Origin of the sequence: Streptomyces sp. NBC_01549 (genome assembly GCF_026339955.1) — a bacterium.
In the GTDB taxonomy this organism is placed as follows: domain Bacteria; phylum Actinomycetota; class Actinomycetes; order Streptomycetales; family Streptomycetaceae; genus Streptomyces.
Genome location: NZ_JAPEPW010000001.1, coordinates 6,475,918 through 6,488,274, shown reverse-complemented (window position 1 = coordinate 6,488,274; position 12,357 = coordinate 6,475,918). Strand labels below are relative to the sequence as shown.

Annotated in this window: 11 protein-coding genes; 8 read left to right on the top strand and 3 right to left on the bottom strand. The window is 71.7% G+C overall.

From position 1 onward, the window contains the following. Nucleotides 1–181: 181 nt before the first annotated feature. Nucleotides 182–2,470 carry a LuxR family transcriptional regulator gene (locus tag OG819_RS29055; protein WP_266652873.1) on the bottom strand — a complete coding sequence of 763 codons (2,289 nt, stop codon included), beginning with the start codon at nt 2,468–2,470 and terminating at the stop codon, nt 182–184. 109 nt (nt 2,471–2,579) lie between these two features. On the opposite strand from OG819_RS29055, the gene OG819_RS29050 reads away from it, so the two are divergent. After that, the gene (locus OG819_RS29050) at nt 2,580–3,266 is read left to right on the top strand and encodes a triacylglycerol lipase (RefSeq protein ID WP_266651539.1); all 687 of its coding nucleotides are present in this window, start codon (nt 2,580–2,582) and stop codon (nt 3,264–3,266) included. A 113-nt stretch (nt 3,267–3,379) separates the two neighbouring features. After that, nucleotides 3,380–4,066 carry a class I SAM-dependent methyltransferase gene (locus tag OG819_RS29045; RefSeq protein WP_266622775.1) on the top strand — a complete coding sequence of 229 codons (687 nt, stop codon included), beginning with the start codon at nt 3,380–3,382 and terminating at the stop codon, nt 4,064–4,066. 18 nt (nt 4,067–4,084) lie between these two features. Here the strand turns inward: OG819_RS29045 and OG819_RS29040 are convergent, their stop codons facing one another. Continuing rightward, nucleotides 4,085–4,459, bottom strand: coding sequence for a fic family toxin-antitoxin system, toxin component (locus tag OG819_RS29040; RefSeq protein ID WP_266416940.1), 375 nt, complete (start codon nt 4,457–4,459; stop codon nt 4,085–4,087). A gap of 4 nt (nt 4,460–4,463) precedes the next feature. Beyond that, entirely contained in the window at nt 4,464–4,727 is a 264-nt protein-coding gene (locus tag OG819_RS29035) for a toxin-antitoxin system HicB family antitoxin (protein ID WP_266622777.1), read from the bottom strand. A gap of 147 nt (nt 4,728–4,874) precedes the next feature. On the opposite strand from OG819_RS29035, the gene OG819_RS29030 reads away from it, so the two are divergent. From OG819_RS29030 to OG819_RS29005, 6 genes are all read left to right on the top strand, one after another. Further along, a complete protein-coding gene (locus tag OG819_RS29030) occupies nt 4,875–5,765 on the top strand; it encodes an ABC transporter ATP-binding protein (protein ID WP_266622779.1) in 891 nt (296 codons plus the stop codon). 10 nt (nt 5,766–5,775) lie between these two features. Next, complete coding sequence (locus OG819_RS29025) at nt 5,776–8,340, top strand: FtsX-like permease family protein (protein WP_266651538.1); 2,565 nt, start codon at nt 5,776–5,778, stop codon at nt 8,338–8,340. 66 nt (nt 8,341–8,406) lie between these two features. Beyond that, nucleotides 8,407–9,306, top strand: coding sequence for an LLM class F420-dependent oxidoreductase (locus OG819_RS29020; protein ID WP_266651537.1), 900 nt, complete (start codon nt 8,407–8,409; stop codon nt 9,304–9,306). Nucleotides 9,307–9,363: 57 nt separating this feature from the next. Then, complete coding sequence (locus tag OG819_RS29015) at nt 9,364–9,789, top strand: GNAT family N-acetyltransferase (RefSeq protein WP_266651536.1); 426 nt, start codon at nt 9,364–9,366, stop codon at nt 9,787–9,789. A gap of 160 nt (nt 9,790–9,949) precedes the next feature. Continuing rightward, nucleotides 9,950–11,293, top strand: coding sequence for a hemolysin family protein (locus OG819_RS29010; RefSeq protein ID WP_266622785.1), 1,344 nt, complete (start codon nt 9,950–9,952; stop codon nt 11,291–11,293). Next, nucleotides 11,290–12,303, top strand: a complete 1,014-nt coding sequence (locus OG819_RS29005) for a hemolysin family protein (protein WP_266622786.1) — start codon at nt 11,290–11,292, stop codon at nt 12,301–12,303. The genes OG819_RS29010 and OG819_RS29005 overlap by 4 nt, the downstream gene beginning before the upstream one ends. Nucleotides 12,304–12,357: the final 54 nt, after the last annotated feature.

Sequence of the window (12,357 nt, the reverse complement as noted above, 5' to 3'; positions counted from 1 at the left end):
CCGCTCATCGGCCCCACAGGCGCTGACCGAGCGACCACGACCGATCCCGCCCATCACGACCTCCCGGCCAGTTGCCCGTTACTCAGACACGCTCCTAGGGGCGCGGGGCGGTGACACTGTGCGGCTCCGCCGCGTGGGCGCGCTCAACCCCCACCGGCGCGCAGCCGAAGAACGGCCCCCCTCACCCCTCCCCCAACAACCGCACCAACTCGATCCGCGACCGGATCCCCAACCGCGCGAACACCCCCCGCAGATGGTGGTCGATGGTCCGCGGACTGAGCGACAACCGCGCCGCGATCTCCCGATTGGTGGCTCCGTCGGCCGCCATGCGCGCGACCATCAACTGCTGCGCGGTGAGGCGGGCGACGAGGTCGTCGGCACCCCGCACAGGGGAGACGGGCTCGCCCAGGACACGGAGTTCGGCCCGCGCCGCGGCTGCACACTGCGGCGAACCGAAGTGCTCGAACGCCTCGAGGGCGCTGTGCAGCCGGTCACGGGCCTCCGTCCGGTGCCGCAGTCGCCGTAGCGCACCGCCGAACAGCAGCTCCGTGCGGGCGCGTTCGAAGTCACGGGTGCCCGAGGCGTGCAGGTCGAGGGCGGTGCGGTAGTGCTCGACGGCCTCCCCGCCGGAGGCGAGCAGGGCCCGGCAGCGTGCGCTGAGGGCCAAGTCGTCGAGGCTGCGCACGGTGCGCGCCCAGTGGTCGTAGTCGGCGTGGGCGGCCCGGGCGACGCGGGTGTCGCCGGTGCGGACGGCGGCCTCGACGTAGTGCGGTGTGGCAAGGTGCCGGATGGCCCGGTGCCCGTGCCCAGGGCCGAATCCGGCGAGGGCGCGCAGCCGGGCCGCGGAGGCGGCGAAGCGGCCGGTGCTCAGGTCGAGGAAGGCGAGCGCGAACAGGGCCAGCGCGGCGGGCAGCCCGAGCCCGCGCGCGAGGGCGTAGGAGCGGGCGGCCTCGGCGCGCTCCCGGCAGACGTCCTCGTCGCCGGTGACCGCGGCGAACATCGCGAGGGCCGCCTGCAGATGGCAGGCCCCGTTGTCCTGGCCGGTGGTGTACGCCTGGCGAAGGGCCTCCAGGGTGGCGGCCTCGGCGGCGCGTGGCCGCCCGGTCCAGAAGTCGGCGTACGCCCGGAACTCCATGGCCTGGGGAACGGTGACCCCGTCACCCCAGGCCCGGGCGGAGGCGGCCGCCCGGACGGTCGCGGTGGCGGCCGCGGTGTGGTCGCCGAGCATGAGTGCGGCGATCCCGGAGTGGATCAGCAGAGTGGGGTCGCCTCCGGGACCGCAGCGCCCGGCTGCCGCCTTCAGCAGGTCCCGCGCGTCGTCGTACCGGCCCTCGAACGCCGCGGCCAGCCCGCCCAGCGTGCCGGGCGGCACGATCCCGAGCCGGTCGGCGACGGCCGCGGCCTCCCGGCATCGGCGCAGGTCGCCGGTGTAGATGGCGGCTTCGGTGGCGCGGGCGAGGAGATGGACGGCGGAGTGGTGGGCGTGGTCGACAGCGGCCGGGCCCGGGCTCGCGGACCCGGTGGTGCCGCCGTACGCGAAGCGGCCGCCCGACACCGTACGACCGTCGAGCGCGGCCAGGCCCTCGGACATCGCCGCGCCCCCGGGGCCGTCGGCCACCGGCCCGCCGCCGGCGCAGCGCACCGCGGCCGTCAGCAACGCGTCGAACGCGTCCGTCGCGTTGCCCGCGCGGAGCGCGAGCAGACCGGCCAGGGCGTCGTCGTCGGTGGCGGCGACGAGCCGGCGGGCACGGTCGGCGTCGCCGGACCGCCAGGCGTCGGCAGCGGCGCGGGCGAGCAGCCGGGCCCGCTCGACCGGCTCGGGGGACAGCGTGGCGGCGCGTTCGACGAGGGCGCAGGCCAGGTCGTGCTCGCCCGCGGTGCGCGCGCTGTGGGCCGCGGCCCGGAGTTCGGCGGCGAGCCGTCGGCTGGGGCCGAGGGCGGCGGCGCCCCGGTGCCAGGACCGCCGGGGTGACTCACCCTCGCCGCGCAGGACGCGGGCGAGCAGGAGATGGACGGAGCGCCGGTCCGTCACGGAGGCGATCTCGTAGGCCGCTGTCCGGGTCCATGGATCGCGGAAGACGATCCCGCCCGCCGTGGCGTGGGCGATTCCGGCGACCTCGGCGGCGACAAGGGGCCGGGTGTCGAGCCGGGCCGCGGTGACGGCCCGCAGGAAGGCGTGGGTGTCGACCGGGTACTGGTCGGCCGCCGCGAGCAGCAGGAGGCGCCGGGCGGCGTCCGGGAGGGCACGGACCTCCTGGCGGTACGCGCGCAGGAGTACGGGAGGCTGCGCGGGAAGCGGGTCGAGGCCGGTCAGCTGACGCTCGGTCAGTACGGCGGCGAGTTCCGCGGCGGCGCGGCGGTCGCCGTGCGCGGTGCGCAGGATCCGCACCCGTACGCCTTCGGGAAGCGAGGGGCCGAGCTCGGATTGTGCGGGGCCGCGTACGGGGTTCACCGAAGTCACCACACGAATGACGTTACTGGTGAGTTAACTGGCAAGTAAAGACCGGCGATTTCACCGATGCGCCGCGCGTAGATCCCGGCTGACACTCCAGGCAACCCCACCCGTGTCTGGAGGCACCATGCAACGCCGTTCGCGTCGCATCGCCACGTTCTTCTCCACCGTGGCCGCAGCGCTCCTCGTGTCGCTCTCCCTCTCGGCGGCCCCCGCCCAGGCCGCCACCCACAACCCCGTCATCTTCGTGCACGGCCTCAGCAGTTCGGCGAGCAGTTGGGACGACTGGATCGCCGACTTCAAGGCCGACGGGTACAGCGGCTCCGAACTGTTCGCGTGGTCGTACGACTGGGGGCAGTCGAACGTGACCACGGCCCAGCAACTCTCCACCGAGGTCAACAACGTCCTCGCGCAGACCGGCGCGTCGAAGGTGGACCTGGTCGTCCACTCCATGGGTGCGCTGAGTGCCCGCTACTACCTCAAGAACCTCGGCGGGACCTCGTACGTCGACGACTTCGTGTCGACCGCCGGGGTGAACCACGGAACCACGGTCGCGGGCTGGTGCACGTGGCTCTACACCTCGTGCGCCGAGATGTACACCGGCAGTTCGTTCCTGACCTCGCTGAACTCCGGTGACGAGACGCCGGGCAGTGTCTCGTACGCCAGTTACTGGTCGAACTGCGACGAGCTGATCAACCCGGACAGCAGCGCGATCCTGAGCGGCGCCACCAATGTGGAGGCCGGCTGCATCTCGCACACCGACATGAACAACGACCACGGCGTCTACGAACAGGTGCGCGACTTCATCGCCTGACGCGGGGGCCGGCCGACGTAGGACGTAGGACGTAGGCCGAGCGTCGTAAAGCGTGTGGCGGACGTCCTGGGGGGACAATCCCGGTAAGGCCCCGTCCTCCCGGGAGGTCCGTCATGCCCTTCAGGTCAGCCGGCTCCGGCAAGGTGTCGCAAGACGCGGTGCACCATCCGCTGTTCGCCCGCTACTACGCCCGTATCAGCGTGGCGGCCGAGACCAGGATGGGCATCGGCGCGGTACGCGACCGGCTGCTCACCGGTCTTTCGGGACGGGTCATCGAGATCGGCGCGGGCAACGGGCTGAACTTCGCGCACTACCCGAGCGCCGTTTCCGAGGTGGTCGCGATCGAACCCGAGCGGCTGCTGCGGCAGTTGGCCGTGGAGGCCGCGCTGCGCTCCGAGGTGCCGGTGGACGTGGTGCCGGGCGCGGCGGAGGCGCTGCCGGTCAAGAGTGAGGCGTTCGACGGGGCGGTGCTCTCGCTGGTGCTGTGCAGTGTGCGCGATGTGCCGCGGGCCCTCGGTGAGGTGCGGCGCGTGCTGCGGCCCGGTGGCACGGTGTGGTTCTTCGAGCACGGCAAGGGCGGCGGGCACGTGATGGCGTCCGTCCAGCGCGGGCTGGACCGGACGGTGTGGCCGCGGCTGAACGGCGGTTGCCATCTGGCCCGCGACCCGATCGCCGCGCTGCGCGAGGCCGGGTTCGAACTGGGCCCCTACCGGCGGCTGTTCATTCCCGAGAAGGGGCCGCGACTGCCCACGTCGTACTGCGTGCTGGGCAGCGCGAGGCGCCCGCCGATCACCGAGTAGTCGCCGATCACCGAGTAGTCACAGACACCACTGCCGCAGCTCCTGGGCGATCTCGTGCACGGTCGCGTCACCGCCCTTCACCAGACGGGCGAGTTCGCGCACCTGCTCGGGCGAGGTGACGACCTTGAGGCCGCTGGCGACGAGATAGGCGTACGCGACGGCCGAGGCGAACATCGCGTTGGATCTCTCGAGCGCCGGGACGTGCAGCAGCAGTTGGAGCAGCGCGGCGGCGCGTGCGTGCGGGCTGTCGTAGACGGGAATGCCGAATATCTCCGCCTCGTGCCGGCTGACGGCGGCGACGAGGGCTCCCCAGTCGGTGACCTGGGGATCTCCGGGCGTCTTCTGTTCGGCGATCATGAGGAGCCAGGCGAGGTCGACTCTGAGACTGCTCAAGGGATCAACGACGACCTTCGCGTGAGCCGTCCCGGAACGCGCTCCGCGCGCCCTCCCGGTCCGCGCCGAACTCCTCGGCGAAGACGTCTCCGTACTGCTTCATGAAGTCGGAGGCGGCGTCCACGAAGGTGTGCCCCACTTCCCCGGTGTCCTGTCTGACCAGCTCTTCGATGTAGCGGTTCACGCTCATACCGCGCTCCAGGGCCCGCTCCCGGGCCGCCCGGGCCGTGCCCTCGTCCACCCGTACGTTCAGCTGAGTCTTCGCCATACTTCGAAGCTAGCGCCGAAGTGCTAGCACCGGCAAGGGGGCGACTCGCCGGAGCCGGTACCTCGGGGGGATACCGGCTATGGGCGGCATCACACTACGCTCGGCCGGGACCAGGGAGTCAGGACGTCCATCACGGAGGAGGCGGCCTTGTCCACACCTGCTGCGGAGCACGCCGTCGGACGACGGGACGCCGACGGGGTCGCCGCCCGCGCCCGCGGCCTGACGAAGGCGTACGGATCCGGCGAGACCACCGTCCTCGCCCTCGACTCGGTCGACGTGGACATCGCGCGCGGCCGTTTCACCGCGGTCATGGGCCCCTCGGGCTCGGGGAAGTCGACGCTGATGCACTGCCTCGCGGGACTCGACACCGTCTCGGCCGGACAGGTGTGGCTCGGCGACACCGAGATCACGGGGCTCAAGGACCGTGAGCTGACCCGGCTGCGCCGGGACCGGATCGGGTTCATGTTCCAGTCGTTCAATCTGATCCCCACGCTGAACGCGGCCGAGAACATCACGCTGCCGATGGACATCGCGGGCCAGAAACCCGACCAGAAGTGGCTGGACCAGGTCATCGACACGCTCGGGCTGCGGGACCGGCTGAAGCACCGGCCCGCGCAGCTCTCCGGCGGGCAGCAGCAGCGCGTCGCCTGTGCGCGGGCGCTCGCCTCCCGCCCCGAGCTGATCTTCGCGGACGAGCCGACCGGCAACCTCGACTCCCGTGCGGGGCTCGAGGTCCTCGGCTTCCTGCGCGAGGCGGTCGACGACCTGGGCCAGAGCGTCGTCATGGTCACGCACGATCCGGGCGCGGCCGCCCACTCCGATGTGGTGCTGTTCCTCGGGGACGGGCGGATCGTGGACGAGATGGAGCGGCCCACGGCGGAGGCGGTGCTGGAGCGCATGCGCCACTTCTCCGGAGGCCGCCCGACCGCCGGGGGCGCCCGCGACGACGTGGACGTGGACGTGGTCCTGGCCGCCGACTCCGACGACGCGTCTCTCGACGCATCTCTCGACACTCTCGACACCTTCGACAAGGACTGAGGCGGCGGCCGTGCTCAAGGCGACTCTGCGGAGCTTCCTCGCCCACAAGGGACGACTGCTGCTCTCGGCGCTGGCCGTCGTGCTGTCCGTGGCGTTCGTGGCGGGCAGCCTGATCTTCTCGGACACGGTCACCGGTACGTTCAACCGGCTCTTCGCCTCCACCGCGGCCGATGTGACCGTGTCGCCGAAGAACGAGCTCAAGTCGCGGGTTGCGACCGGCGCCACTCCGACGCTGCCCGCCTCGCTCGCCGACCGGCTCGCGAAGGTCGACGGCGTGGCGGCCACCCATGTGGACGTGAGCGTCGAGAACCTCACCATCGTCGACCGCGAGGACAAGTCGATCGGACCCACCTCGGGCGCGCCGACCATCGCCACCAACTGGCAGGTCACCAAGCGCAGCCCGGTGAAACTGACCTCCGGTCACGCCCCGCACGGCGGCGACGAGGCGCTGCTCGACGCGGACACCGCCCAGCGCAAGCACGTGGCGATCGGCGACACCCTGACGGTGCAGGCGCAGCGCACCTTCCCGGTGAAGATCGTCGGCATCGCCACCTTCACCACCACCAACCCCGGTGCCGCGCTGCTGTTCCTCGACACCCCGACCGCGCAGACGAACCTGCTCGGCGACCCGGACGCCGCCACGAGCATCGCGGTGGACGCGGCGCCCGGGGGCGCCGACGCCCCGCTCAAGCAGCGGATCGCGGCCCAGGTCGGCACCGGGACCTACGACGTGAAGACGGCCGACGAGCAGGCCAAGGACGCCGCCGCGCAGCTCGGCGGATTCCTGGACGTCATCAAGTACGTGATGCTCGGCTTCGCCGGCATCGCCGTACTGGTCGGCGTCTTCCTGATCGTCAACACCTTCTCGATGCTCATCGCCCAACGCACCCGTGAGCTGGGCCTGTTGCGCGCGCTGGGCGCCGACCGGCGGCAGGTGCGGCGGTCCGTGCTCACCGAGGCGCTGCTGCTCGGCCTGGTCGGCTCGACGCTCGGTCTCGCCGCGGGGATCGGGCTCGCCCTCGGACTGATCCGGCTCATGTCCGCGTTCGGGATGAACCTCAAGTCCACCGAGATGGCGATCGGTTGGCCGACCCCCGTCACGTCGTACGTCGTCGGGGTCGGTGTCACCTTCGTGGCGGCGTATCTCCCCGCCCGCCGCGCGGCCGGTGTCTCCCCGATGGCGGCCCTCTCGGACGCCGAGGTCGCCGGGGTGGGTCGGCCGTTGCGGACACGTGCCCTGGTGGGCTCGGTCGTGGGGGTGGCCGGCGGCGCCGCGCTGGCCGGCTGCGCCGCGGCGTCGAAGACCTCGACGGCCGCCTCCCTGCTGGGCCTCGGTGTCGTGCTCACCCTCATCGCGACGGTGATCGCGGGTCCGCTCCTCGTGCGGCCGGTGATCCGGGTCCTGGGCGGGGCCTTCCCCGCCCTGTTCGGCCCGGTCGGCCTGATGAGCCAGCGCAACGCGCTGCGCAATCCGCGGCGCACGGGCGCCACGGCGGCCGCACTTATGGTGGGCCTCGCGCTGGTCGGTGGGATGTCCGTGGCGAGCGCGTCCATGAGCAAGTCCTTCGACCACCAGATCGACAAGACGCTGGGCTCCGACTTCGTGATCCAGAACAGCAACTTCGTGCCGTTCACCGCGGAGATCACGGACAAGGTGCGCACCACCCGGGGTGCCGGGCTCGTCGTCCGCCAGCGGTTCACGCCGGTCGCGGTGCGGCTGCCGGACGGCAAGCGGGTGGAGACGACCGCGGCGGGCTACGATCCGCGGCTCGACGACGTCGCCCACGTCACGTACACCCAGGGGGACACGGCGGCGGCGCTCGGTGCCGGTCGCCTCGCGATGGACGCGAAGTTCGCGCGGGAGCACGGGGTGCGCGTCGGCACCACGATCCCCGTCGAGTTCCCCGCCGAGCGGAAGACCGAGCTGACCGTGGGGGCGCTCACCGACCAGGGCGGTTCCGGTGGGTTCGGAATGCAGGGCGGGCTGTTCTTCGGCTTCGGCACGATCGAGAAGTACGTGCCCGGCGGGCAGGACTCCGCGCTGTACGTGAACGCGGCCCCCGGCACGAGCCCCGACCAGTTGCGCGCGGACCTGGAACAGACGCTCAAGCCGTATCCGCAGGTACAGGTCCGCGACCAGGCCGACTACAAGAAGCTGGTTCACGATCAGATCGCCGTGCTGCTCTACCTCGTGTACGCGCTGCTCGGACTCGCGATCGTGATCGCGGTGCTCGGCGTGGTCAACACCCTCGCCCTGTCGGTGGTCGAACGCACCCGTGAGATCGGGCTGTTGCGCGCCATCGGGCTCGCCCGGCGCCAACTGCGCCGGATGATCAGGCTGGAGTCGGTGGTGATCGCCGTGTTCGGCGCCGTTCTCGGCCTCGCGCTCGGGCTGGTCTGGGGTCTGTGTGTGCAGCGCGTCCTCGCGCTGCAGGGCATGAAGTCGCTCGCCGTTCCCTGGACCACCATCGTCGCCGTGGTCGTGGGTTCGGCGGTCGTGGGCATCGTGGCGGCGCTGCTGCCGGCGTTGCGTGCCTCGCGCATGAACGTACTGGCGGCGATCGCGCACGAATGAGGTCCTCGCGTCCGGCCCGCCCCGTTCGCCCCTTGCGCTCAAGTGGCTTGTGAATGAGGAGAGTTCATGTCGCAGTCCGCACGTCCCGCCCGCCCGTTCCGGTTCGGCGTCAACCTGCTCGCCCCCGCGCCCGTCGACGAGTGGCGCGCCAAGTGCCGACGGGCCGAGGAACTCGGTTACGACGTGATCCTGGTCCCCGACCATCTGGGCATGCCCGCCCCCTTCCCCTCGCTGGTGGCCGCGGCCGAGGTCACCGAGCGGCCCCGCCTGGGTACCTTCGTGCTCAACGCGGGCTTCTGGAATCCCACGCTGCTGGCCCGCGAGGTCGCCACCACGGACACGCTGATGGGCGGCCGACTCGAACTCGGGCTCGGCACCGGCTACATCCGGGCGGAGCACGACACGGCCGGCCTCCCCTGGGGCTCGCCGCGCGAGCGCGTCGACCATCTCCTGCACACCGTCGAGGAGTTGGACCGCCTCCTCGGCTCCGACGAACACCAGCCCCAGGCCGTGCAGCGACCTCGTGTGCCACTGCTGATCGGCGCCAACGGCGACCGGATGCTGCGGCTCACCGCCGAGCACGCGGACATCGCGGCGTTCACCGGGGCGCGCACCAGCCCGGGCGGCACGCTGGAGCCGATCACGGCCGCCGAGATGGACGAACGCGTCGCCCTGTACCGGGAGGCGGCCGACGGGCGCAAGGAGCCCGCCGAGCTCAATCTGCTGATCCAGGTCCTCGACGTCACCGACGACCGCGGCGCCGCGATCCGGCCCTGGCTGCCCCGTATCCCGAACCTGCCCGAGGACCAGGTCCTGGAGCTGCCGATCGTGCTGGTGGGAACGCTGGAGCAGATCGTCGCTCAGGTGCGGGCGCAGCGGGAATGGTACGGATTCTCGTATCTGACGGTCCTGGAACCGAACATGGAGGCGTTCGCCCCCGTCATCGAGGCGCTGCGGGGCGAGTGACCGTCCGCATCGTGGAATTCGGCACCGCCCCGCGGAACACGTGATGGGATCGATGTCATGACCGACCTGCGGATACGGGCCGCGATGCCCGAAGACCTCGACACCGTGCTGGCCTTCTGGAAGGTGGCCGCCGAGGGCACGAGCATCAGTGACGACCGGGACGGCGTGGAGCGACTGCTCGCCCGCGATCCGGAGGCATTGATCCTGGCCGAGACCGGCGGCGAGCTGGTGGGCACGGTGATCGCGGGCTTCGACGGCTGGCGCTGCCATCTGTACCGGCTCGCGGTGCATCCCGAGCGACGGCGCCTCGGGATCGGTTCGGCGCTGCTCGCCGCCGCCGAGGAGCGGTTCGTACGGCTCGGGGGGCGGCGCGCGGACGCGATGGTGCTGCGACGGAACGAGACCGGACAGCATGCCTGGCGGGCCGCCGGGTACGCGCCGCAGGAGCAGTGGCGCCGCTGGGTGAAGCCACTCACCGACTGACGTCCAGCACCCAAGAGGGTACTTTGCCGATCCTTTACCATGGGGGGATCACCCGGTCCTCCCATGAAAGGTGTGAGCGTCCGCCCATGGGCGAGCCTCCCCGTACCCGACATCGCGCGATCCCCCCGCCCCTGGACGACCATGGGACGGAGGTGACCCGATGACCGAAGTGCTCCTCCTCCTGGTGGCAGTGCTGCTCTCGTTGGCCTGTGGCGCCTTCGTCGCGGCGGAGTTCTCCCTGACCACGGTCGAGCGCAGCGAGCTGGAGCACGCCGTCGAGCGCGGCGAGCGCGGCGCGGCGGGTGCCCTCAAGGCCGCACGGAATCTGACGTTCCAGCTGTCCGGCGCCCAGCTCGGCATCACGGTCACCAACCTGGTCGTCGGCATGCTCTCCGAGTCGTCGATCGCCAAGCTGATCGCGGGTCCACTGGAGTCGATCGGCGTCTCGCCCTCCGCGTCCCGCTCGGTGGCGCTGGTCATCGGTACGGCCCTGTCGACGGTCTTCCTGATGGTCGTCGGCGAGCTGGTCCCCAAGAACTGGGCGATTTCCTCCCCGCTCGCCGTGGCCAGGCGGGTGGCGACGCCGCAGCGCTGGTTCAGCGGCGCGTTCCGCCCGTTCATCACGCATCTCAACAACACGGCCAACCGTGTCGTACGCGCCTTCGGCCTCGAGCCCGCCGAGGAACTGGCCTCCGCGCGCGGACCCCAGGAGCTGGTCGCCCTGGCCCGACACTCCGCCAAGCAGGGCGCCCTGGAGGCGGACACCGCCGAGCTGTTCGTGCGCACGCTGAACCTCGCCGACCTGACCGCGGAGAACGTGATGACCCCGCGCGTCCAGGTCATCGCGCTGGACGTCCAGGCGACCTGCGAGGACGTGGCGAACGCGACACGGGCGACGGGTCTGTCCCGCTTTCCCGTCTACCGCGGCAACCACGACTCGGTCGTGGGCGTGGCGCACATCAAGGACGTGGTGGCGGTACCCGCCGAGCGGCGGCCCCGCACCCCCGTCTCCCAGGTCATGCGCGAACCCCTGTTCGTACCGGAGTCACTCACCGTCGACCGCCTGCTCGACCGGCTGTCCGGCAGGCGCACCATGGCTGTCGTCATAGATGAGTACGGCGGCACGGCCGGCGTCGCCACCCTGGAGGACATCGTCGAGGAGGTCGTCGGCGAGGTCCGCGACGAGCACGACCCGCACGAGACACCCGACCTCGCCCCGGCCGGCACGGACGAGACGGGGCGGGCGCTCTACTCGGCCGACGGGTCCGCCCGCACCGACCAGCTGGCCCGCGTGGGGCTGCGGGTGCCCGAGGGGCCCTACGAGACGCTGGCCGGTTTCCTCGCGACCGAGCTCGGCCGCATTCCCGCCGTCGGGGACGCCGTCGAGGTCGCCGGGTGGCGGCTCCAGGTGGTGGACGCCTCCGGGCGGCGGGCCGCGCGGGTGCTGCTGCACGCGCCGCTCGACGAGCAGCGGCGCCACGACGAGGACAGGGGGGCGCGATGACCGCCGTACAACTGCTGATCGGGCTGGCGACGCTGGTCGTGAACGCCTTCTTCGTGGGCGGCGAGTTCGCGCTGATCTCGGTGCGCCGCAGCCAGATCGAACCGCATGCCGAGGAGGGCGACCGGCGGGCGCGCAGCGTTCTGTGGGGCCTGGAGCACGTGTCCGCGCTTCTGGCGGCCGCGCAGCTGGGCATCACCCTGTGCACGCTGGTCCTGGGCATCGTGGCCGAGCCCGCCATCGCGCACCTGCTGGAACCGGCCTTCCACGCGATGGGTGTCTCGCAGAGCGCGGGCCACGCCATCTCGTTCGTGATCGCGCTCACCCTGGCGACCTATCTGCACATGCTGCTCGGCGAAATGGTGCCGAAGAACATCGCGCTCGCGGAGCCGGTGCGCACCGCGCTGCTGCTCGGGCCGCCGCTGGTGGCGCTCGCCCGGGCGCTGCGCCCCGTGATCTTCACGGTCAACGCCTTCGCGAACGGCCTGCTGAAGCTGCTGCGGGTCGAGACCAAGGACGAGGTCGTCGCCACCTTCTCCGACGACGAGCTGGCCCGGCTGGTCAAGGACTCCGGCGAGGCAGGGCTCATCGACGACCGCGCTCGGGAGCGGCTGCACGACGCACTGGAGCTCGGCCGCCGGCCCGTACGGGACGTGGTGCTGCCGTTGGAGCATGTCGTCTACGCGCGCGTGGGCGTCACTCCGGAGGAGCTGGAGCGGCTGTCCGCCGAGTCCGGCTTCTCGCGTTTCCCGGTCGTGGACGAGGGGCGCCGCATCGTGGGCTATCTGCACGTCAAGGACGCGCTGGACGCGATGCCGCGCGATGTGCCCTGCCCGGTGGAGGACATGCGGCCCATCGCGCGGGTGCGGGAGAGCACCCCGCTGGACGACGTGCTCACGGCGATGCGCCGCAGTCGTACGCACCTCGCGGCCGTCATGGGCAGCGACGGACGGATGACGGGGCTGGTGACGATGGAGGACGTACTGAGGGAGCTGTTCGGGCAGACGGTGTGAGCGCGGCCGGGCCGTCCCGGGTGGCGGCCCGACCGACCGGCGAGTATGCGTGCG